20 protein-coding genes are annotated in these 22,423 nt (G+C 56.3%); 7 read left to right on the forward strand and 13 right to left on the reverse strand.

What is annotated here, in order from left to right:
• Nucleotides 1-63: 63 nt before the first annotated feature.
• The 9 genes from ACR0AH_RS03895 to ACR0AH_RS03935 form a co-directional block, all read right to left on the reverse strand.
• A complete protein-coding gene (locus ACR0AH_RS03895; protein WP_170405571.1) occupies nucleotides 64-519 on the reverse strand; it encodes a cytochrome c-type biogenesis protein in 456 nt (151 codons plus the stop codon).
• Nucleotides 516-2,480: a heme lyase CcmF/NrfE family subunit gene (locus ACR0AH_RS03900; RefSeq protein WP_480590863.1), complete on the reverse strand. Its 1,965-nt coding sequence runs from the start codon at nucleotides 2,478-2,480 to the stop codon at nucleotides 516-518. The genes ACR0AH_RS03895 and ACR0AH_RS03900 overlap by 4 nt, the downstream gene beginning before the upstream one ends.
• 74 nt (nucleotides 2,481-2,554) lie before the next feature.
• Nucleotides 2,555-3,133, reverse strand: a complete 579-nt coding sequence (locus ACR0AH_RS03905; protein ID WP_170595715.1) for a holin family protein — start codon at nucleotides 3,131-3,133, stop codon at nucleotides 2,555-2,557.
• The gene (locus ACR0AH_RS03910; protein WP_480590486.1) at nucleotides 3,124-3,735 is read right to left on the reverse strand and encodes a holin-associated N-acetylmuramidase; all 612 of its coding nucleotides are present in this window, start codon (nucleotides 3,733-3,735) and stop codon (nucleotides 3,124-3,126) included. The genes ACR0AH_RS03905 and ACR0AH_RS03910 overlap by 10 nt, the downstream gene beginning before the upstream one ends.
• A 148-nt stretch (nucleotides 3,736-3,883) precedes the next feature.
• On the reverse strand, nucleotides 3,884-4,330 hold the full coding sequence (gene ccmE / locus ACR0AH_RS03915) for a cytochrome c maturation protein CcmE (protein ID WP_170405562.1): 447 nt from the start codon (nucleotides 4,328-4,330) through the stop codon (nucleotides 3,884-3,886).
• Nucleotides 4,331-4,337: 7 nt separating this feature from the next.
• The gene (gene argC, locus ACR0AH_RS03920; protein ID WP_170732103.1) at nucleotides 4,338-5,366 is read right to left on the reverse strand and encodes an N-acetyl-gamma-glutamyl-phosphate reductase; all 1,029 of its coding nucleotides are present in this window, start codon (nucleotides 5,364-5,366) and stop codon (nucleotides 4,338-4,340) included.
• A 94-nt stretch (nucleotides 5,367-5,460) separates the two neighbouring features.
• Nucleotides 5,461-6,270 (reverse strand): glutamate racemase, encoded by an 810-nt coding sequence (gene murI, locus ACR0AH_RS03925; protein WP_170405556.1) that lies wholly within the window; start codon nucleotides 6,268-6,270, stop codon nucleotides 5,461-5,463.
• A gap of 8 nt (nucleotides 6,271-6,278) precedes the next feature.
• Complete coding sequence (locus tag ACR0AH_RS03930) at nucleotides 6,279-7,157, reverse strand: lysophospholipid acyltransferase family protein (RefSeq protein WP_480590491.1); 879 nt, start codon at nucleotides 7,155-7,157, stop codon at nucleotides 6,279-6,281.
• A 78-nt stretch (nucleotides 7,158-7,235) separates the two neighbouring features.
• Nucleotides 7,236-10,655: an indolepyruvate ferredoxin oxidoreductase family protein gene (locus tag ACR0AH_RS03935; protein WP_480590494.1), complete on the reverse strand. Its 3,420-nt coding sequence runs from the start codon at nucleotides 10,653-10,655 to the stop codon at nucleotides 7,236-7,238.
• 169 nt (nucleotides 10,656-10,824) lie between these two features.
• Here ACR0AH_RS03935 and ACR0AH_RS03940 point away from each other — a divergent pair, with 169 nt between their 5' ends.
• The 6 genes from ACR0AH_RS03940 to grxD all read left to right on the forward strand — a co-directional run bounded on the left by ACR0AH_RS03940 (nucleotide 10,825) and on the right by grxD (nucleotide 17,656).
• Nucleotides 10,825-11,733 carry a LysR family transcriptional regulator gene (locus ACR0AH_RS03940; protein ID WP_170393176.1) on the forward strand — a complete coding sequence of 303 codons (909 nt, stop codon included), beginning with the start codon at nucleotides 10,825-10,827 and terminating at the stop codon, nucleotides 11,731-11,733.
• 269 nt (nucleotides 11,734-12,002) lie between these two features.
• A complete protein-coding gene (locus ACR0AH_RS03945) occupies nucleotides 12,003-14,249 on the forward strand; it encodes a mechanosensitive ion channel family protein (protein ID WP_480590497.1) in 2,247 nt (748 codons plus the stop codon).
• A 189-nt stretch (nucleotides 14,250-14,438) separates the two neighbouring features.
• Complete coding sequence (purL, locus tag ACR0AH_RS03950; protein WP_480590500.1) at nucleotides 14,439-16,598, forward strand: phosphoribosylformylglycinamidine synthase subunit PurL; 2,160 nt, start codon at nucleotides 14,439-14,441, stop codon at nucleotides 16,596-16,598.
• 138 nt (nucleotides 16,599-16,736) lie between these two features.
• Complete coding sequence (locus ACR0AH_RS03955) at nucleotides 16,737-16,973, forward strand: BolA/IbaG family iron-sulfur metabolism protein (RefSeq protein WP_170393179.1); 237 nt, start codon at nucleotides 16,737-16,739, stop codon at nucleotides 16,971-16,973.
• Nucleotides 16,974-17,016: 43 nt separating this feature from the next.
• Nucleotides 17,017-17,307 (forward strand): hypothetical protein, encoded by a 291-nt coding sequence (locus ACR0AH_RS03960; RefSeq protein WP_170393180.1) that lies wholly within the window; start codon nucleotides 17,017-17,019, stop codon nucleotides 17,305-17,307.
• Nucleotides 17,294-17,656, forward strand: coding sequence for a Grx4 family monothiol glutaredoxin (grxD, locus tag ACR0AH_RS03965; protein WP_170393181.1), 363 nt, complete (start codon nucleotides 17,294-17,296; stop codon nucleotides 17,654-17,656). The genes ACR0AH_RS03960 and grxD overlap by 14 nt, the downstream gene beginning before the upstream one ends.
• A 1-nt stretch (nucleotide 17,657) precedes the next feature.
• Here grxD and ACR0AH_RS03970 read toward each other — a convergent pair whose 3' ends face one another.
• From ACR0AH_RS03970 to ACR0AH_RS03980, 3 genes are read right to left on the reverse strand one after another with little or no spacing between them, the layout of a single operon-like run.
• On the reverse strand, nucleotides 17,658-18,008 hold the full coding sequence (locus tag ACR0AH_RS03970; RefSeq protein ID WP_170405544.1) for an MliC family protein: 351 nt from the start codon (nucleotides 18,006-18,008) through the stop codon (nucleotides 17,658-17,660).
• Nucleotides 18,008-18,400, reverse strand: coding sequence for a cell division protein ZapA (locus tag ACR0AH_RS03975; RefSeq protein WP_170393183.1), 393 nt, complete (start codon nucleotides 18,398-18,400; stop codon nucleotides 18,008-18,010). The genes ACR0AH_RS03970 and ACR0AH_RS03975 overlap by 1 nt, the downstream gene beginning before the upstream one ends.
• The gene (locus ACR0AH_RS03980) at nucleotides 18,400-19,233 is read right to left on the reverse strand and encodes a coiled-coil domain-containing protein (RefSeq protein ID WP_170393184.1); all 834 of its coding nucleotides are present in this window, start codon (nucleotides 19,231-19,233) and stop codon (nucleotides 18,400-18,402) included. The genes ACR0AH_RS03975 and ACR0AH_RS03980 overlap by 1 nt, the downstream gene beginning before the upstream one ends.
• A gap of 234 nt (nucleotides 19,234-19,467) precedes the next feature.
• Here ACR0AH_RS03980 and tkt point away from each other — a divergent pair, with 234 nt between their 5' ends.
• Nucleotides 19,468-21,489: a transketolase gene (gene tkt / locus ACR0AH_RS03985; RefSeq protein WP_170732096.1), complete on the forward strand. Its 2,022-nt coding sequence runs from the start codon at nucleotides 19,468-19,470 to the stop codon at nucleotides 21,487-21,489.
• Nucleotides 21,490-21,539: 50 nt separating this feature from the next.
• Here the strand turns inward: tkt and ACR0AH_RS03990 are convergent, their stop codons facing one another.
• Nucleotides 21,540-22,340 carry a thioesterase family protein gene (locus ACR0AH_RS03990; RefSeq protein WP_170510103.1) on the reverse strand — a complete coding sequence of 267 codons (801 nt, stop codon included), beginning with the start codon at nucleotides 22,338-22,340 and terminating at the stop codon, nucleotides 21,540-21,542.
• Nucleotides 22,341-22,423 lie beyond the last annotated feature (83 nt).

Here is a 22,423-nt window from a genome sequence, read left to right on the forward strand (position 1 = left end):
ACCTGCGCAGCGTTTTGCAAAACACTGGCGCAAATGTGGAAAAAGGAAAAGAAGAACCGCGCGTCAGTCTTCCAGAATTCGGCGCAGACGCTCTTGTTCTTCCTCACTAAGGCCTTCTGAATGCGCTACTTCCTGATGCTGCGCACGCTTGCGCAAAAAGTTCCACCCCATGCCGGCCGCTATCAGCAGCATGACGGGAGCCGACAGCCATAACAACAGATTGGCGCCGGTCGCGGTAGGTTTCAGCAGCACATATTCGCCATAGCGATCAACGATGAAGTCCACAACTTCTTGATCAGTATCCCCCGCAACCAGACGTTCTCGCACCAAGATACGCAGATCACGCGCAAGTTCAGCATTGCTTTCGTCAATGCTTTCGTTCCGGCACACCAAGCAGCGCAGACCGGTACTGATATCCCGTGCTCGTGTCTCGAGCGCCGGGTCGTCAAGCACTTCATCCGGCTGAATAGCCATGATGGGGGATGCAATCAGCAGAAGGATAACAAGCAGGCGCTTCATTCGGCAGGAACCCCGCTTGCAGGCGTTTTCCGTGCACCGGCTGCAACACGGAAACGGCGATCCGACAGGCTGAGCACACCGCCCAGAGCCATGAGGATACATCCGCCCCAAATCCAGTTGGCCAGAGGTTTGATATAGGTTCGCATCACCCAGCCGCCATCAGCTTGTTGATCCCCGATCACAACATATAGATCGCGCAGAAAGCGGTAGTCGATTGCAGCCTCAGTTGTCGGCATCCGTGCCACAGGGTAGTCGCGCTTTTCCGGGTTAAGGGTCGCGATATAGCGCCCGTCCTTCTCAACAAGCACATCCGCCATGGTTGAGAAATAGTTCGGCCCCTGTACCTGACGCACATCTTGCAACGTCAACGTAAACTGCCCCACATCAAAAGGCTGACCCGGTTGAGCGACACGAATATCCTCCACTTCCCAAGCGGTTAGGCCTGCGATGGCAAACATGGTGACACCCAAACCACTATGGGCCACCGCCTTACCCCAGTCTGCGCCGGGCAGTCGAAACAGGCGTCCAAAACTGCCTTTGCGGCCAGTGCGGCTCCAAAGATCGACGATGGCGCCGAAGGTGATCCACGCCCCCAGGAACAAGCCCACGGGTCCCAATGCGCTGCGTCCGGTCTGCATCACCCAGACCAGTATCGCGATCGTGACCGCCAGCACAAATACATAGCGCAAAGACCATGTCGCCCGGCTTAGCTTGCCCCGCTTCCAAGGCAGCATTGCGCCGACGGGAAGAACGATTCCGAGGGCGACCATGAATGGTGTAAATGCAGCATTGAAGAACGGCGCGCCCACCGAGAGTTTTCTATCGAACGCCATCTCGGCCACCATTGGCCACATTGTGCCAAAGAATACGACAAAACAGCTAACTGCCAACAAGATGTTGTTCAGAACCAAAGCACTTTCGCGGCTGACCATTCCGAAGACACCCTTCGCCTCCATCGCCTGCGCGCGTGCAGCAAACAGGGTCAACGCACCGCCGGTAAAGATGATCAGGATGAACAGGATAAATACGCCACGCTCAGGATCATTGGCAAAAGCATGGACCGAAGTCAGCAGCCCCGATCTCACGATAAAGGTCCCGATCAGAGAAAACCCAAACGCGATAATCGCAAGCAAGATCGTCCAGCTTTTCAACGCCTCGCGTTTTTCCACCACGATGGAGGAATGCAATAGAGCGGCCGCCAGTAGCCAAGGCATAAAGCTGGCGTTCTCAACAGGATCCCAGAACCAGAACCCGCCCCAGCCCAATTCGTAGTAGGCCCACCAGGATCCAAGCGCGATACCGATCGTCAGGAAGACCCAAGCCGCCAATGTCCAAGGCCGAACCCAACGCCCCCAAGCCGCGTCCACCCGGCCCTCGATCAATGCAGCAACGGCAAAACTGAACGCCATGCTGAGGCCGACATAGCCCAGATACAGGAATGGCGGATGGAAGGCCAAACCGGGGTCCTGCAGCAGCGGGTTCAGGTCCCGTCCATCGAACGGAGGAAGAGGCAGTCGGTCAAACGGGTTCGATGTGAAGAGGATAAAGGCATAGAAAGCCACTCCGATCGCGGCCTGAACGGCCAGCACCCGCGCCTTTAAGGTCGGAGGCAAGCCAGCGCCGAATATGGCGGCCATCGCGCCGAATATCGCTACAATCAGGACCCATAACAGCATCGAACCTTCATGGTTTCCCCAGGTCCCGGTGATCTTGTAGAGCATCGGTTTTGCCGAATGGCTATTCTCGACCACGATCCGCAACGAGAAGTCAGACGTGGTAAACGCCCAGACCAGCGCACCAAAGGAAAAGGCGGCCAAGATGAACTGCGTGATGGCGGCCGGTTCAGCGAAAACCATCCACCCGTTCCAACGGTTGGCAGCCCCGATCAACGGCACCACAGTTTGGACGATGGCAACGAGGAAGGCTAAGATAAGTGCGAAATGGCCGAGTTCTGTAATCATGGCCTGCTTATACTGCGGCACCGGTGCAAGTGCCATTCACATTCGCCTCGGATCACCGCACATAATGTCGCGCCTCAGGTCTTTCGTAGCCGCTTCCAGTCCTCCAATGCAGGGTTCGAATCCGGCTGGTTGACTGCTTCGGCCAACGATGCGTCCGAGCCAGTATCGGCGACACCCGGACTGTCATCGCGCAACCCGCGGATCGTTTCAAGATTGGCGATCACCTCAGGCGCCCTCAGCATTGTCGCGCTGATTTCTCTTTGAAAATCCTGCGCTTTGATCTGATGCCGCGCGCCAAAGTAAAACGACACGATCACCCCTAACAGCCACCACAGTGGCTCTGGCACCAGCGCAATTCCCTGCATACGTGCTGCGAACCACAGCGGATCGATCATGGCGGCCAGAAACAAACCCAATGTTCCCAAAGCCAGCGCCGGTCGCGGAAGGCGATTCAGCCCATCCATGAATCGATCAAACCTGGTTTTGCTTGGAGCTTGGAATTCAGTGCCGAATTGCGCCATGGCCGCACCGCGCAGTTCGACAGAACGCTCGGCACCGCTTTCTACATTTTCGCGAAACACTTCCGCAGTTTCGCGAACCACATTGCGACCTCCGCCAAACAAGAGCGCCAACAAACCCGAGATCAAACCCATCCTGAAACCCTTTTCTGAAACGCGTCCTCGCTCAGATGATACTTGGGCGATAAAAACTCTTCGGCACGCTTGATCCATCCGCCTTTGCCGCCCGCGCGATTTCTGGCATATTTGCGAAGAGCGATCCGCCGGTCTGCTAAACGGAAGTAATAGTTTCGTCTTGCGACCCCATAGGCATCGCGAAACACCAGAGGCTTTGGACTAGCCGCCTCGCGGCTCGCCTGCGCAGTCTGAGGGCCGATGACCCCGTCAACCGTAATGTCATACTCCATCTGCCACAGCAGGTTCTGCAGGATTTTCACCGCTTGAGCTCCTGCATTGACGTACATGTCGAACACGGATGCCTGTACGGCTTCCGGCAGCACCTGAAGGCGTGGTTTCTCAAAATAGTGTTCCAGAAAAATATCGACGGCCTGCGCTTTGCTAAGCATGCGCACGTCTTGTTGCGTCACCGAACCATCTCGGTCCAGATCGAGACCCAATCGGCGCATGGTATAGATCGTCACACCGTATTTCGTGGCACCACCGGGATCATCGGGATCATCCACAAAACCACCTTCCCGCGCCACGATCCCTTTTGCAATCTGCCGCACTGTCCGCATTGCCGCCCCCTCTGCCAAACTTTGGTAAACGGTCGGACAATTTCGTTAACACCACTGCAAAACAAAGGGCGCTGCCTACCTTAGCACGCAACGCCCCGCTTCTTCTGTTTAGAAATTTTAACGCCAATGGCATTCAGCGATGCTGCATTCAGCTATCGCCTGATTCCTGATAAACGCCTTGCTCTTTTAATGCGTCCACAACCTCTTTGGGCATGTAGGTTTCATCGTGTTTCGCAAGGATTTCAGTGGCTTCAAAGACTCCATTCACATAACTTCCGGTGCCCACCATACCCTGATTTTCCGAGAACAGATCAGGCAGAACACCGGTAAAAGCGACCTTTACGCTTTCACCGCCGTCGGTCACGACGAAATGCACAGTCTCACCCTGCCCGCGAATGATCGAACCTTCTTCGACCAATCCACCGATACGGAACACCTCGGTCGGTTTCGGCGGTTCTGCAATCACCTGACTGGGTGAGCGGAAAAAGTTGATGCCATCACGCATCGCATATCCGATCAGACCCGTCGCCAGTATCAGGGCCGCAACAGCCACTAGAATGACTTGTACACGACGACGTTTCTTAAGCGTTTTCATACCGTCCTCACGGGAACAAGGGGGCCATCATCAGACCCAGGGTTTCATCCTCACCTAACATCAGGTTGGCGTTCTGCAAGGCTTGCCCGCTGCTACCTTTTGTCAGGTTATCCAATGCTGCCACCACGATTGCACGGCGTTCGATCCGATCTCCAACGACACCGATATGGCAGAAGTTCGACCCCCGCACATGGTGGGTTGAGGGCGTCTCGCCAAATGGCAGCATCTCAATAAAGGGCTCGGCTTCATAGGCCGATTGAAGTGTCTCATACACGCTCTGCGGGTCACCCTTTACATAGGTTGTGGCCAGAATACCCCGGTTGGCTGGGATCAGGTGCGGTGTGAACTGCACATGCACGGTTCTTCCAGCCAGTTCCGTGAATTCCTGATCAAACTCGCCCAGATGCCGGTGCGTCCCGCCAACGGCATATGCGTTCGCCCCTTCACTGAGTTCTGCGTGCAATAGATTCTCTTTCAGCGCCCGACCTGCGCCCGAGACCGCGCATTTCAGGTCCAGAATAATGTCATCCAGATCAATCACACCCGCCGATATCAGCGGACGCAGCACATACTGACCCGTCGCGGCATTGCATCCGGTCCCGGCAACCAGCCGAGCGCCGCGGATTTCGTCACGGTAGAACTCGGTCAGACCATAAACCGCCTCTTCCTGATGCCCAAGCGCGGCATGTGAATTCCCATACCACTTCTTGTATTCGTCGCCATCGCGAAGTCGAAAATCTGCTGACAGGTCAACAATTTTCAAGGTGTTGGGCAGTTCGCGAATGACTTCCTGACTGGTCTTGTGCGGCAGAGCGCAGAAACACAGGTCGATTTGGCTAAAGTCGATCTCGGAAATCTTGCAAAGCGCCGGCAAATCCATATGGCGCAGATGCGGAAATACCTGCGCCATTGTCTGTCCAGCCTTCCGCTCGGCGGCCAGAGCTTTGATTTCCATACTCGGATGCCCGGCGATCAGCCGCACGAGTTCCGCGCCGGTGTAACCAGAAGCGCCAAGAATTGCGATTTTGTGGGTCATGTCAGACCTCTTTCATTCATGTGTCACATGGGGTGACCGCCGCTGTGACGGTCAACGAATTACGGAATCGGAAAAGCGCCGTCCTTGACCTAGGTCAGGCGGCTTCAAAGGTGATTTGTCGTCGGAGGAACTGAGTCGCGCGATCCGTCACAACGCCCGGCTTACCCGTTGTCAGGAAGCCATCAGTGCCCTCACCCAGCATATTCGGATGCCGTTGCAAGTAGTCTGCAAGGCTTTCCGCAACCAGATCACCCTGGCTATAGACTTTCACATCCGGTCCGAGCGCCTGCTGAAACGTCTCTGCCATCAGCGGGTAATGCGTACAGCCCAGAATGGCTGCTTGCGGTTCCGGCATCTTGCGCTTCAGAGCATCCACATGGCTGCGTACCAAAGCCTCGGCCAAGATCATGTCGCCCTCTTCGATGGCGTCCACAACCCCGCCGCAGGCTTGCGCCTCGACATCAACCCCTATCGCCCGAAACGCCAGCTCCCGCTGAAACGCACGGCTCGACACTGTCGCGGGCGTCGCAAACAGCGCAACATGCTGCACCTGAACCTCACGCGGTGGAGAGTTGTCGCCCCATTGCCGTTCAGTCAGCGCCTCAATCAAAGGCACAAATACGCCCAGTACACGCTTTCCTTCTGGCACGCCCGCTTCTTGCATCCGACGCAGGGCGGCGGCGCTTGCGGTATTGCAGGCCAGAATCACCAGATTGCAACCGCGATCCCAAAGGTCCTGCACAGCGTTTCGTGTCAGGTTAAAGATATCCTCGGCATCGCGCACACCATAAGGCGCATGCGCGCTGTCCGCGAAATAAAGGAAATCAACGTCGGGCAGACGTTTCTGCGCGGCGTTCAGGACGGTCAAACCACCCAATCCGGAATCAAAGATACCTACTGCCATTTGCCCCTTCAGGCGCGATGCCGTTCCTCGAATTCATAGCCATAGTCATAAGACTTCAATGGCTCTGGAGACAGCTCATACGTGGCTTTGCGCAGGAAATCCATCATCTTGCGCGTATCCTTGCCCAGCGGGTCCAGAATGTCGCGCCCAATGGGGTCTCCTACAACCACTCGGACAGGGGTATCGACACGTTTCTTGAACTCTTTGATCAGCAACCCCATCCGCAGAGTGTTGTGTAGATGGCTGGCAATCTGGAACAAACGCGAGGTGTGACCATCGAAGAAAACCGGCACAACGGTCGCATTGGATTTGGCAACCATCCGCGCTGTAAATCCGCGCCACCCTGGATCCATCGGATGAGAAAATGGCTTGGCCGCAGTGCTGACGGTGCCACCCGGGAAGATCCCGATTGCACCACCATCGCTTAGGTAGTTCAGAGCGGTTTTGCGGGTCGCAAGATTCAGCTTCATCGCATTTTTTGTGGCATCAAACGAAATAGGCAGCACGATGCTGTTCAGGTCTTCAGCTTTGCGAAAAACATGATTGGCGAGAATGCGAAAGTCTGTCCGAGTCTGAGACAGGATGTGTCCCATTATTAGCCCGTCTAGAATGCCATAAGGATGGTTCGCAATCAGGATCAATGGCCCATCTTTTGGGATGTTCGACAACGCACCGCCAACCACGTCTAATGTCAGCCCATATCGATCCACCATTACGGACCAAAAATCACGCCCCTGTGCGACCTCCTGCTCATACCCGTCAGCGCGGCGGATAAGACGCAGACGACCGGTCGTGTTTTCCATCAGCTTGATCACTATACGCCCGCTCCGCGTTTCTGCGGAATGGGCGTAAGAGATGTCACGAGCGACGTGATGACGCGAGGGCATTGGCTACTCCGGTTTGCTGCCGCTTAGATAAGGCCGGGTAGACATTTTGCATAGGTTTGATGACAAGCTTGTAAAGCCTCACTCTGCCGCAGCTTTCATCTGAGGCCCGCCATCGCGAATAACAGCCAACAATTCCTCGCGCCGTTTCGCAGCCTTAGCCTCATTGGCGACCAAAACCGGACCGAAACCGCGAATGTCCAATGGCAGAGCCGCAAGGGCCGCGATCGCATCACTGGTTTCGGGCGTCAGACTGGGCAAAACCTCTTTCATGTCCTTTTCATACTGGCGGATCAGAGCACGCTCCATTTTGCGCTCTGTCGTGTAGCCAAAGATATCCAGCGGAGTGCCGCGCAAACCTTTCAGCTTGGCTAGAACCTTCAACGGACCAAGAAACCACTCTCCGAACGCTTTCTTGGCCGGGCGTCCATTGTCGCCCTTCGTCCCCAGGGTTGGCGGCGCAAGATGGAAGGTCATCTTAAAGTCACCATCAAACTCGGCCTCCGCCTTCTGGCGACTGTCGAGCAGCAATCGGGCGACTTCATATTCATCCTTATATGACAAAAGCTTATGGTAGCCTTTGGCAATAGCCTCACGAACGTGTTGATCTTCAACGCTGTCGACGAGCTTGCGATAACGTTTCGCCAACCGCTTATTCTGATAGTCGATCAGGTGCGCAGCGCGGAAATCGATCACTTGATCGAGGGTCTTTGGCAACTCTTCCACGTTGGGGCGCAAAATATTAGCCACGTCGTCAGGGTGGGTCACCGCCCAGCGACCAACTTCAAAGGCGCGTTTGTTGCGCTCGACCGCCGCACCATTCAACTCAATAGCACCCATTATCGCTTGGTGACTGATCGGTAGCAGACCACGCTGCCAGGCTGCGCCAAAGACCATCATATTGGAATAGATCGAGTCGCCCATCACGGCTCGCGCCAGATCGGTGGCATCGAAAAGGGACACCCCATCTTTCAACCGCGCCTGCAGCGCAAGCTGCAATTGATCGCTGGGGATTGTGAATTCTGTATCGCGCGTGAAGTCACCGGTGATAATCTCATGACTGTTCACAACGGCGCCGGTCTGGCCGGTTTGCGTGAGGCCAAGCGTCTTGGCCCCGGCCGATACCACCAGATCACCGCCGATCAGCGCATGCGCCTCGCCGGTGGCAACACGGATCGCGCTGATATCTTCGGGCCGGTTGGCCAGACGGCAATGGATATGTACGGCGCCGCCCTTCTGTGCGAGGCCAGCCATTTCCATCATACCGGCACCCTTGCCGTCGATTTGTGCGGCTTGCGCCAGAACCGCCCCGATGGTGACAACGCCTGTGCCACCAACGCCGGTGATCACGACATTATGGGTGCCGTTGATCTGTGGCAAAACGGGGTCCGGTAGGTCGGGCAAGTCGAGGTCGGTCGTCGCCTCTTTGCGGATTTTCGCCCCTTCAACGGTTACAAAAGACGGGCAGAACCCGTTCAAGCAGGAAAAATCCTTGTTGCAGCTTGACTGATCAATCGCACGCTTGCGGCCAAGTTCGGTCTCTTTCGGTACGATGGAAACGCAGTTCGACTGAACGCCGCAATCTCCGCAACCCTCACAGATATCGGTATTTATGAACACTCGCTTATCGGGGTCGGGGAACGTGCCGCGCTTGCGTCTCCTGCGCTTTTCAGCTGCGCAGGTCTGGACATAAACAATGACCGATACACCATCGATTTCGCGGAATTTTTCCTGAACCTGCATCAGTTTTGAACGCTCGAACGTCTCAACGCCCGAAGTCAACGCACCAAAATTCACATCTTCTTTTTCGTCGTAAACGACAGCGACGTTGCTGACACCCATCGCGCGGACCTCGGCGACGATGCGTTCGGCACTTAGCCCACCTTCGTTCTCCTGACCTCCGGTCATCGCAACGGCGTCGTTATAGAGGATCTTAAAGGTGATATTTGTACCTGCAGCCAGTGCCGCCCGGATCGCCTGCACGCCGGAATGGTTATAGGTGCCATCGCCGAGGTTTTGGAACACATGTTGTGTGGTTGAAAACGGAGCCTCGCCAATCCAGTTCGCCCCTTCGCCGCCCATCTGGGTGAAACCGGTGGTTTCGCGATCCATCCACTGCACCATGTAGTGACAGCCAATCCCGGCATAGGCTCGGCTGCCATCAGGCAGCTTGGTTGAACTGTTATGCGGACATCCAGAACAAAAGTATGGTAAACGCACCGCGATTTCCTGCGCATTGTCAGCCCGGCGCGCTTCGGACAGCGCCTCCAGTCCCGCACGAACGCCATCTGTATCGCGCCCCTCTTCGATTAGGATCTCACCCAGCTTCTCGGCAATCATGATCGGGTCAAGCGCCCCTCGGGTCGGGAACAGTTCTTCGCGGTGCAGCGTCCCCGCGCCGCCTTTGTACCAGCCATAAACACGGCGCCCACGACGGTCGTCAAAGATCGCTTCTTTAACCTGAACTTCGATCAGCTTGCGCTTTTCCTCGACGATCACGATCAGATCCAGCCCCTCAGCCCAATCGTGGAAGCCCTTCATATCCAAAGGGAAAGTCTGACCGATCTTATAGGTGGTAATGCCTAGCCGTTCGGCCTCATCCGCGTTGATGTTCAGCAGAGACATGGCATGAGTCAGATCAAGCCAGTTCTTACCCGCCGCCACAAACCCAATCTTGGCGCCCGGTTTTCCCCAGACCCTCTTGTCTAGCTTGTTGGCGTGCGAAAAGACCTCTGCCGCAAAGCGCTTGTGGTCAATTACGCGCGCTTCCTGCAGATGCGGCGTATCACCCAGCCGAATATTCAGCCCACCCTCTGGCATATCGAATTGAGGGGTGACCAGCTGCATTCGGTCAGGGCGGCCATCTACGACGGAAGTCACTTCGATCGTGTCTTTCATCGTTTTCAGCCCGACCCAGACCCCGGCGAAGCGGCTGAGCGCAAATCCATAGATGCCATAGTCCAGGATTTCTTGCACACCTGCCGGGCTGACCACGGGCATATACATGTCCACCAGTGACCATTCCGACTGATGTAAAACGGTGGAGCTTTCACCCGTGTGGTCATCGCCCATGGCCATCAATACACCGCCATGTTGCGCCGTGCCCGCCATATTGGCATGGCGCATCACATCACCGGATCGATCTACGCCCGGCCCCTTGCCATACCAGAGTCCAAAAACACCATCGAATTTTCCGTCGCCACGCAGCCCCGCCTGTTGGCTGCCCCATAATGCGGTTGCGGCCAGATCTTCGTTCAATCCGAATTGAAAGGTGACATCCTTTTCGGCAAGTTGCTTTTCTGCACGAGACATCTGAAGGTCTACAGCCCCAAGCGGAGACCCCCGATAGCCTGTGACCAGACCTGCTGTGTTCAATCCCGCCGCAGTGTCTCGTACTTTTTGCATCAGCATCAAACGCACCAGTGCCTGCGTGCCGTTCAAAAGAACCGGGCTTTTGGACAGGTCGAACCGGTCGTTGAGTGAAATTTTCGGCTGACTCATCTGACGTCTCCCCTCGTCGGATTAGTGTGCTTTATTCTCGTGCATATTAGGTCATAAATACTGACCTGTATAGTGATTTTACTCTATTCCGTAACGATTTCCGGGTTTCATTGTGGAATTTGTTACCTGTTTCATATAGGGCTGCGCGAGGATAACGAAAGTTGCGGCGATGGATTGGGACAAGCTCAGAATATTTCACGCGGTTGCAGACGCTGGCAGCCTCACACACGCGGGAGACAAGCTCAATTTATCTCAATCCGCGGTGAGCCGTCAGATCCGCGCGCTTGAAGAATCACTCGATGCAACCTTGTTCCACCGCCATGCACGCGGCCTGATTCTGACAGAACAAGGCGAATTGCTGTTCGATGCCACGACGGCCATGCTGAAACGTCTGGATGCCGCTGCAGCGCGCATCCGGGATAGTGAAGATGAGGTCTTTGGCGTACTGAGGGTGACCACCACCTTCGGGTTCGGCACGCTGTGGCTCGCCCCGCGCCTACCGAAGCTCTATGAACAGTATCCTGACCTCAATATCGACCTCATGCTTGAAGAGCGGGTATTGGATCTGCCAATGCGTGAAGCCGATGTGGCCATCCGCATGAAAGAGCCCAGCCAGGCCGATCTCGTGCGCAAACGGCTGATGACTGTGCAGATGCTGCTCTATGCAACGCGCAGCTATTTGGATGCTCATGGTGGGGCGCCTGAAACGCTGGAAGACATTTCCAAGCACCGATTGATCTGCCAAACGCCCGCAGCCCCTCAGGTTGGGGCAAGTGCGTCGATGGTTCGTCACCTTATGACATACAATCCCGGCTCGTTGCTGACCGTAAACAACTATTTCGGCGTTCTTCAGGGCGTGCTGCATGATCTGGGTATCGGAGTACTTCCTGATTATGTGACAGAGGACTTCCCGGATCTGGTCCCCGTCATGTCAGACATCGAAAGTGCTGATGTGCCGGTTTACCTCGCCTACCCCGAAGAATTGCGTCATTCCAAACGGATAGCGGCATTTCGGGACTTTGTGCAGGATGAGATAATCGCCCATCGCAAACAGCTAAGGCAATTGGGCAAGCTATAGCCATGCACTCAAAGCATAGCGGGCATGACGCCGGGGTCTGCTAATAGACCTTGATCGTTAATAAACTGATCCCTAAATGAGCACATGAAGGCGGTGATGCTGAAACGCTCATCATCTTCATACCTCCCTGTTGGACTACGGCCGAGCTTAGTGCTCGGCCTTTTTTTTGCGCCAGGCTGATGCAATTCAGTGGAAAGCACTGGGAAAATCCAACGCGTAGGCCTATGATCCCGAAAAAACACCTAAATTTCGTGTTCGAGGGCTAATTCATGTTCCACTCATTCCGCCTATTGTTGGCGATGATTTCAGTCTTGTTCCTGGCCGTGCCACTTCATGCACAAGACACAAGCACAACCGCTACAGTTGAAATTCCCGAAGATCTGACGCCAGAACAGGTTGATGATCTGGTTGCGCGCATGTCTGACGACCAGGTACGGGCAATCCTTCTGGAACGCCTTGACGCTGTTGCCGAAAAGCAAGCGGCGGAAAAGGAAGGTCAGGAAGACCCGCTGACCGAGCTCAATGAGATCTGGGCAGAAATGGTCGCATCCTGGACACATGTTCTGACCACAGTTCCCAATATCATCAGTGCGCAAATCACTGCATTTAGCAATTTCTCTGACAAATTGGGGGGCGCTGGTGTTCTGACGCTAATGGGGCTGGTGCTCTCGGTCCTGATAGTCGGCTTCATTGCTGAGAAGCTATTCATTTTCCTGACCCGCCGCTGGCATGAGGCAACCGAGCCCTCGGGTGACGCTGATCTCAGAGGCGCTGTAAACTACCTGTTCCGCCGATTTTGCCGCGAAATTGCAGGGCTTATCGTATTCTACGTCGTCATTCGGGCGATTGGCCGAGGATTGCTGAGCCCCGAGCAGATCATCTATGCAGCCCCATTTGTATTCTACCTAATCTGGGTGCCGCGTCTGGGGGCAGCAGTCTCGCGCTTTGTTCTTGCGCCGCAAAAGCCACAATTCCGATTGGTAAACATTGACGACCACTGGGCAAAATACCTGCATCGCAACCTGATCGGTCTGCTGATCCTTATCGGCTTTACCTTGTTCGTACTAAGGTTCAACGCGCTGAACGGGGTTACCGGCGATCAAACGCGCATCGGTTTCTGGCTGAACGCTGCAATCCACGTCTATATTGGCATAATCGCCTGGACAGCGCGCGAAGGTTTGTCACAGATGATGCTGGGTACCGACCCGGACCACACCAAGTTCGACGAAGAAGTCGCGCGGTATTACCCGTATTTTGCAATCGGCGTTTCTGTCGTGATTTGGCTGCTGGTCGAATTCCTGGTGGCACAACGCAACCCGGCGCTGATCCGCGTGTTGTCCGGTGGAGCGCATTTCACAACCATGTTCTGGCTGTTGATTGCACCTGCACTTGATACATTGATACGTGGTTTGGTGCGTCACCTGCAGCCGCCAATGTCGGGCGAAGGGCCATTAGCAGAACGCGCCTATCGATCGGCCAAGCGCAGCTATATTCGCATCGGTCGGGTGATTGCTGGCCTCTTCGTCGTCTTCATGATTTCCCGTGTTTGGCAGCTTGATCTGCGCCATGTTGCGTCCGCAGGTATCGGTGCCGAAGTTGGCGGCGCAATCATCGAGTTCCTGCTGATCATCGCTGTCGGCTACATCCTGAACGAGATCGTCTCGCTATGGATTAACCGTCGTCTGGCCAAGGAACAGACAGCGGCCGAGGAGCTGGATGAAGAAGCCGGCGGAGAAGGTGGCGGCGCAGGTGGTTCGCGTCTGGCGACCGTCCTGCCCTTGTTGCGGATTACCGCACAAGTCACCATCTCGGTGATCTTCGGCCTACTAGCCCTGAGCGCCTTGGGCATCAACATCACGCCGCTGCTGGCTGGTGCTGGTGTTTTGGGTCTGGCCATCGGCTTTGGTGCGCAGAAACTGGTGGCCGATATCGTAGGCGGCATCTTCTTCCTGATCGATGACGCATTCCGCGTCGGCGAATATGTCGATGTCGGCGGGACCATGGGAACGGTCGAGAAAATTTCGATCCGCTCAATGCAGCTTCGCCACCATCGTGGTCCAGTCCACACTATACCTTATGGCGAGATTCAAAAGCTCACCAACTTCAGCCGTGACTGGGTGATCATGAAGTTGAAATTTACTGTGCCGTTCGACACCGACCCCAACAAGGTCAAGAAGATCTTCAAGAAGATCGGTGCCGAGATGATGCAGGACGAGGTTCACAAGGATGGTTTCCTGCAGCCCTTCAAATCTCAGGGTGTGTTCGACTTTGACGATGTCGGCATGATCATCCGCGGAAAGTTCATGGCCAAACCGGGCAAGCAGTTCACCCTGCGCAAGGAAATCTTCAACCGGGTGAAAGCCGCGTTCAACGCAAACGGTATCGATTTTGCCCGCCGCGAGGTGCGTGTCGCCATCCCGGGGCTGGATGAGGCCGAGAACATGACCGAAGAACAAAAAGCAGCCGTCGGCGCAGCCGCCGCTGATGCGGTCAACAAGGGGCAAGACCCCGCCTGACACCGAGGCTTCGACACGTTTCAGCCGCTAGCTGAAACCACGCCTTAAGCATTAGAAATCGGAACCGGTCTTGTGGCCGGTTCCGTTTTTTATTGTCTGATAGCCCCTGTGCGGGTTTGGCCCTTTCCTCAGGCGGCCCATTGCCCTAAAAGGCCCGCAATCTCGGCCCACTTGGACACAGGACAGAAGATGCAAGAGCCCGCCATCACACCCGATCTGATTGCCGCACACGGGCTCAAGCCCGAGGAATACGACATGATCCTCGAGATCATCGGGCGCGAGCCGACCTTTACCGAACTTGGCATCTTCTCAGCGATGTGGAACGAGCATTGTTCTTATAAGTCGTCGAAGAAATGGTTGCGCACGCTGCCAACCTCGGGCCCTCAGGTCATTTGCGGCCCCGGTGAGAACGCGGGCGTCGTTGATATTGGCGACGGTCATGCCGTAGTGTTCAAGATGGAGAGCCACAACCACCCCTCGTATATCGAGCCCTATCAGGGCGCGGCGACCGGCGTGGGCGGCATTCTGCGGGATGTCTTCACCATGGGCGCGCGGCCCATCGCCTCGATGAACGCGTTGTCCTTTGGTGAGCCCGGCCACCACAAGACGCGCCAGCTGGTGAATGGCGTGGTGGAAGGCATTGGCGGCTACGGCAACTGCTTCGGCGTGCCTTGCGTGGGTGGCGAAGTTCGGTTCCACCCGGCCTATAACGGCAACTGCCTTGTGAACGCGTTTGCCGCTGGTCTGGCTGACAGTGACAAGATTTTCTACTCGGCCGCGTCCGGCGTTGGGATGCCCGTCGTTTATCTGGGTGCAAAAACCGGTCGTGATGGCGTGGGTGGTGCGACCATGGCATCGGCCGAATTCGATGACACCATCGAAGAAAAACGCCCCACCGTTCAGGTCGGCGACCCCTTCACCGAAAAGCGCCTGATGGAGGCGACGCTGGAACTGATGCAGACCGGTGCCGTGATCTCGATCCAGGACATGGGCGCAGCGGGCCTGACCTGTTCTGCCGTGGAAATGGGCGATAAGGGCGGCCTTGGTGTGCGCCTTGATCTGGAAAACGTGCCTCAGCGCGAAGAGAACATGACGGCCTATGAGATGATGTTGTCGGAGTCTCAGGAACGCATGCTGATGGTCCTCAAACCCGAGCTTGAGGCTGAGGCCCGCGCCGTGTTCGAGAAGTGGGACTTGGACTTTGCCATCGTTGGCGAAACTATTGCCGAAGACCGTTTCCTGATCATGCACAATGGTGAGGTCAAAGCCGATCTGGTCCTGTCAAAACTGTCCTCGACCGCGCCTGAATACGACCGCCCGTGGGAACCAACCCCGGAAGCCGAAGAATTGACGGATGTCCCCCAGATCGATCCGATCGATGGTCTGCGCGCCCTGCTCTCTTCGCCCAACTACGCGGGCAAGCAATGGGTCTATGAACAATACGACACCATGGTCATGGCGGATTCGACCCGCACGCCGGGTCTGGGCGCTGGCATGGTCCGTGTGCATGGCACCGACAAGGTGCTGGCCTTCACCAGCGACGTAACCCCGCGCTATGTCCGCGCAAACCCGGTTGAGGGCGGCAAACAAGCGGTGGCCGAGGCTTATCGCAACCTGACTGCCGTGGGGGCCAAACCGCTTGCCACCACAGACAACCTGAACTTCGGTAACCCCGAAAAGCCCGAAATCATGGGCCAGTTCGTCGGCGCGATCCAGGGTATCGGTGCCGCCGTTGGCGCGCTGGATATGCCCATCGTGTCGGGCAACGTCTCACTTTATAACGAGACCGACGGTCAGGCGATCCTGCCGACGCCCACCATCGGCGCGGTCGGCCTGCTGCAACATTCCGATGAGATTATCGGCAACGAAGTGCGCGAAGGTCATGTCGTACTGGTGATCGGTGAGACGAATGGTCATCTGGGTCAGTCCGCCCTTCTGGCCGAGGTTTTCAACCGGGAAGATGGCGACGCGCCGCATGTCGATCTGGACGCGGAACAGCGCAATGGTGAGTTCATCCGCGCCAACCGCGAAATGATCAAGGCTTGCACCGATCTGGGCGACGGCGGGCTTGCTTTGGCGGCTTTTGAGCTGGCTGAGGCCGCCGGCGTTGGTATCTGCCTCGACGATGCGTCGACCGAGTTCCTGTTCGGCGAAGATCAGGCCCGCTATCTGGTCGCCTGTAACTTTGATCAGGCCGAGGCGCTGATGATCGCGGCCGGTCAGGCCGGTGTCCCGCTGGTCTCGGTTGGCCGGTTTACCGGTGACAGCGTGAAGATCGGCAATTCCGAAGCCCCGCTGGCTGAACTGACCGAGACCTTCCGTCAGAGCTTTGCCGCCGCGGTCGCCTGATAAATCGTCTCTTCCGAATTCCAGAATTCCCGCGTCTTCCATAGGCGCGGGATTCGCGTATCTGAAAGATGCTCGACATCTTGCACGCCCGCTCCCATCACTCTACATCTTGGGAAAGACCTACAGGAGTGAACCTACATGCCGATGAGCGCCCACGAGATTGAAACCCTGCTGCGCGAAAGCTTTCCCAATGCGGAAATTCAGGTTGGTGGCAGCGATGGCGTGCACATGTCCGCCATGGTCGTGGACGAAAGCTTTCGCGGCAAAAACCGCGTTCAGCAACAGCGTGCGGTTTACGCTGCGCTGAAAGGCAAGATGGATGGATCTGATGGGGAATTGCACGCGCTGGCGTTGACGACGAAGGTACCTGAATGACACAGAACTACTTTCAAAAAAGCGCCTAAGTGGCTTTGAAAAGATGAGTGGCTGGCCCTTCTGGATATCTCTTCTTGGTGCATTGATAGTTGTCGCCGCCCTCATCGAAGCCTATGTCAAACGCAACAGAAAACGAAAACTGTCGGATATGCGCCCTGACCCCGATACGCTTAGCAAGGTTGGGGGAATTGAACGATACGGGCTTGATCCGGTGACGCTTGCACAAGCAGAACACCGGCGGCTTGAAGAAGAAGGATGGGCACCTGAACTGCCCGATAACCGAACGACCGCCGCGCAAGCGGATGAAAAGGAAAAGCAAGATGAGCGACGTTAAGACCCAGATCGACGAAACCGTCAAAGCCAACGATGTGGTGCTTTACATGAAAGGCACCAAAGAGATGCCGCAGTGCGGGTTCTCATCCCGGGTGGCCGGTGTTCTGAATTACATGGGTGTCGAATACACCGATGTGAACGTTCTGGCTGACGAAGCTGTGCGCCAGGGCATCAAGGACTACTCCGACTGGCCAACCGTACCTCAGCTTTATGTCAAAGGCGAGTTTGTCGGCGGTTGCGACATTATCACTGAAATGACGCTGTCGGGTGAGCTAGACACACTGTTCGATGAAAACAGTGTGGGCTATAACAAAGACGCTGCGGACAAAATCCGCGAAGCAAACGCGTAAGCTATCGGCTGCTACAGTCCTTGAACAATACGAGTTCCGGGGCTGTGTCGCCTTCGGCCTGATGGCTGATCGTGGCATCCCACCCCTTGGAGCGCAGGGTGTATGTCCCTGCCCCTCCGACGGATTCATACCGGATGCCCGAGCCGCTTGGAACCTGTTTCATGGGGATCAACTGATCATCGATCATCATCGCAGCCGCCCCATCGCCATTTGAGGCGTTAAAGTAGGACACCGGCACTTGCGTGTTGTTTTCACAGGTAAACGTCACGGACAGAATGTCGATATCGGCCTTTGCCATCGTGCCAGTCAGCGAGACGACGGCCGCGCAAAAGGCCATTCGGGCGATCGGCATTAGGCCGTCCTTTCTTCAATGACTGCCGCCAGGGCTTCGGCGCGCGCCGCCATTTCAGCCAGCGTATCCGTGACAGATGGCGGCACTACCGCGACCTCGATCCGTTCAGGTTCCGGCTGCGGTTGGCTGCGGAGCCGCTTCAATTCGGTCTCCAATTCAACCAGCTTGGCCTCGGCCAGTTTCATGCGATCTTCATGCGCGGCTGCCTTGTCTGCCAACATGAGTCCCGCCATCAGCAGCATCCGCGATTCCGGCATACGTCCGATCTGGTCCGACAAAACCTGAGCCTCATCATCCAGCAGTCTGGCTGCCGCTTGCAGAAACGGTTCTTCACCGTCCTGGCACGAGACATCAAAGCCGCGGCCACCGATATGAATGGTTACTTCGGGCATTATTCCACCTCTCCCTCGGCCAGATTGGCATGACTTAGCAATGGCTCAAGCCGAGCCAGGACCGCATGCGCTTCGGCTGCGTCCGACGCGCGCGCGGCACGTATGGCTTCTAATTCGGCTGTCGTGGCCCGGTTCAGCATGTCAGCATCCGTGACACCGTCCTCTGCGGCGGCGCGTAATTCATCGACAGCGCTTCGGAGCTGATCGTTTGCATTGCGAAGCCGTTGCAAATCATCATCCAACCGGGACATCGCGGCCCCATGGCTAGCCCGTTCCGCGCGCAGCATCTCAAGCTCGGCATTGAGTTCGGTTAACCGCTCGCTATCGACCAGTTCAGCCCGCAGACGCGCCAATTCGGCCTCCATCTCTTCCGCGCGATCCGCGATTGGGGTCAGTTTCTCGACCTGCGCGCGCAACGTATTGGCCTCTTCTGCGGCGCCCTGATGTGAGCGCAGAGTCTCAATCTCTGCCTTCAAGCCCTCGACTTCGTCCGTGTTTTCAAGCGCAGCCTTGGCATCCGCCAACTCGGCCCGCGCAGCCTCAACCGTGGCGAGCTGAGAAGTCGCCTCGGCCAATTGCGCACGCAGCGCATCCACTTCCGAACTCGGTGCCGGTTGCGCACGCAGCGCGTCAATCTCTTGCGCGTGCCTCTCTTTGATCGTTTTCAGCCGTTCCTCAAGCTGGGCATTGGCCACCCGCTCTTCTTCAAGCGCCGTTCGCAGCGACGTATCATCACCGGCTGCGGATCCAGCATCGTGCAAGGCCTCGACACCATTACCGATCCGCTCCATCGCGGTGATAATACGGCGTTGTAGTTCTTCGATCTGACTCATGCCTGTGTCACCTCTTTATCAAGGTTCGTTCTGATATTCGCCTACCCGAATCAAAAGCGGCGGCGCTCAGCCCTAGTCTAACGGAATGCGACAGAAAATACCCACTGTTTGGTTTCAACCACTTGCACACCGCTCTTGAAGCGCCAATTCGGTGTGCCACGCGGTTCTGCTTGCACTTTGACAATCGGATGGTATTCAGCGCCCATCTGCCCGTAAACCAAAGGAACAACGCCCGTGGACCTGACTGCGCTGCGCAATGCCAACCCCGAACACTGGGACAAGGCTGCGGCCATCCGCACCCTGACCCTCGACGCTGTCGCCGCCGCCAATTCCGGCCATTCCGGTATGCCGATGGGCATGGCCGATGTTGCGACCGTATTGTTCGAAAAGCACCTCAAATTCGACGCCGCTGCCCCGAACTGGCCGGACCGCGATCGGTTCATCCTATCGGCGGGTCACGGTTCGATGCTGGTCTATTCGCTGCTGTATCTCACCGGTCATGGCGATGTTACGCTGGAAGAGATCAAGAACTTCCGTCAATTGGGCGCTAAAACTGCCGGGCACCCCGAGAACTTCCTGATCGATGGTGTCGAAACCACTACCGGACCTTTGGGTCAGGGCATTTCGAATGCCGTTGGCTTTGCGATGGCCGAGGAAATTCAGCGTGCGCATTATGGCAAGAAGATCGTTGATCACTATACCTACGTGATTGCGGGCGACGGCTGCCTGATGGAAGGCGTCAGCCAAGAGGCGATCACTTTGGCCGGTCGCCACGAGCTGAGCAAGCTGATCGTCTTCTGGGATAACAACAACATCACCATCGACGGCACAGTCGACATCGCCGACCGCACCGATCAGGTGCGCCGTTTTGCGGCCTCGGGCTGGCATGTGCTTGAGATTGACGGCCACGACCCCAAGGCCATCGATGCGGCCATCATGCAGGCGAAGAAGTCGAACAAGCCGACGATGATTGCTTGTGAAAGCCACATTGCACTGGGTCACGCGGCGCAGGACACTTCAAAAGGCCATGGCGCTCTGACCGATCAGGATCAGTTGAACGCCGCCAAAGAAGCATATGACTGGCCGCATGATGCGTTCGTCATCCCTGCTGAGGTCAAAGCCGCTTGGGAGGCCATTGGTGCACGTGGCAAAGCCGAGCGCGCAGCGTGGGAGGAGCGTTTTGCGCAAGTCTCCGAACGTAAACAAGCCGAATTCAACCGCGCCTATGCGTTTGAGGCGCCAAAGAAGCTGGCCGGCGCCATCCGGTCGTTCAAGAAACAGATGTCGGAAGACCAGCCAAAGCTGGCCACACGCGCCTCTTCAGAGAAGGTGTTGAATGTCGTTAACCCGATCATGCCCGAAACCATTGGCGGCTCGGCTGACCTGACTGGATCGAACAACACCAAATCGGCTGATATGGGCGTGTTCCTTCCGGAAAACCGCAAGGGTCGGTATATCCATTACGGCATTCGTGAACACGGTATGGCCGCTGCTATGAACGGTATGGCGCTGCATGGTGGCATTCGCCCGTATGGCGGTACGTTCATGGCCTTCACCGACTATGCGCGGCCCTCGATGCGTTTGGCTGCACTTATGAAGATCCCGACGGTGTTTGTGATGACCCACGACTCGATTGGTCTGGGCGAAGACGGTCCGACGCACCAACCGGTGGAACATCTGGCGATCTCACGCGCGACGCCGAACACTTATGTGTTCCGCCCAGCCGATACGATTGAGACCGCCGAAGCCTGGGAATTGGCGCTGACCTTCAAGGATAGCCCCTCAGTCCTGTCGCTGACCCGTCAAGGCGTGCCAACTGTTCGGACCCAGCACAAAGCCAAAAACCTGACCGCGCAAGGCGCCTATGTATTGGCTGACGCAGAAAACAAGCGTCAGGCGATTCTGATTGCCACAGGTTCCGAGGTTTCGCTGGCGATGGAAGCTAAAGCAATACTTGAGGCCGAAGGCATCGGCACTCGGGTCGTTTCCATGCCCTGTATGGAGCTGTTTGCCGAACAAGACGAAGCCTACCGCAAGCGCGTATTGCCTGCGGGAGCCGTCCGCGTCGGTATCGAGGCTGCGGTTCGCGCCGGAGGCTGGGACCGTTGGCTTCTGGGCGAGCGTGGTCGCGAGGCCAAGGCTGGGTTCATCGGCATGTCCAGCTTTGGTGCGTCGGCACCCGCCGGAGAGCTCTACAAGCATTTTGGCATCACGACCGAGGCAACAGTCGCCAAGGTCAAAGAACTGCTGGGTTGAACCTACCCAAATTAGTCAAAAGGCCTCGGTTAAAACCGGGGCCTTTTTTGTTAGACGAAAATTATTACTGACTGCATACCATCGACAATTAGATCACCATCGGTGTTCCACATCCGCATGACCTGAGAGCTGTAGCCGTCATGTCCAGCTGTCAATTGATGTTCCATCAACCACCATCCATCGCGAGTATGAATATCCTCGGACAGCACGTTGAAAATCCAGTTCATTGACGAGTTGTTTCCCGGCTTCTTCAATGTCGGGAATATGGCCGGTGGCAATAGGTCCGCAATTGCGATCAACCCTTCGATCCTATCGCGCATATCGGCATCATTATGGCGCGCCCAAACCTTCACATAGCCACGCTCTGCACCAGCAAATGGCCGCGCCCCGTCGATCAACCGAACGTCGAAGTTCTCAAGAAATGCGATGGGAAGTTTTGGCAAATCTGGCGGGAAATAGTGTTCTGTGATCTCTGGCTGTATCTCTGCCTTAGCCGGATGTTCGAACGCCACATGGCTTTCCTGTGCCTTGCCAAACGTAAATGTCCCAAGCGCGGCTGTATTCCCCTCAATCCTTGCTCGTGTATTGATCGTTGTGACATTCCGCCCATTGCGAAGCACCTCGGTTTCGATCAGCGGAGGTGAACCGATGGGCGCGGTAAAATTGATCAGGGCCGAGCGTAATGGCGGCAGAACATCGACCGCATTTCTCGCAGCAGCCAGCAGCAAGGCAGACGAGAAGCCGCCATATGTTGTGCGGCCTTGCATCCAGTTTGGCGGCACCGGGAACTGCAGCATCCCGTTCAACCGATCTGAACTGGCAAGGACTTGGGAAAGGCTGAGTTTAGTCATCGATCTCACACCGGGTATGCTTCGAATGGAACTTACCCCGCTCTTACCGTTGTGCCAGATGAAACCTCACGTCACATGATCCT

The sequence above is a fragment of the Ruegeria sp. AM5 genome (assembly GCF_056540645.1).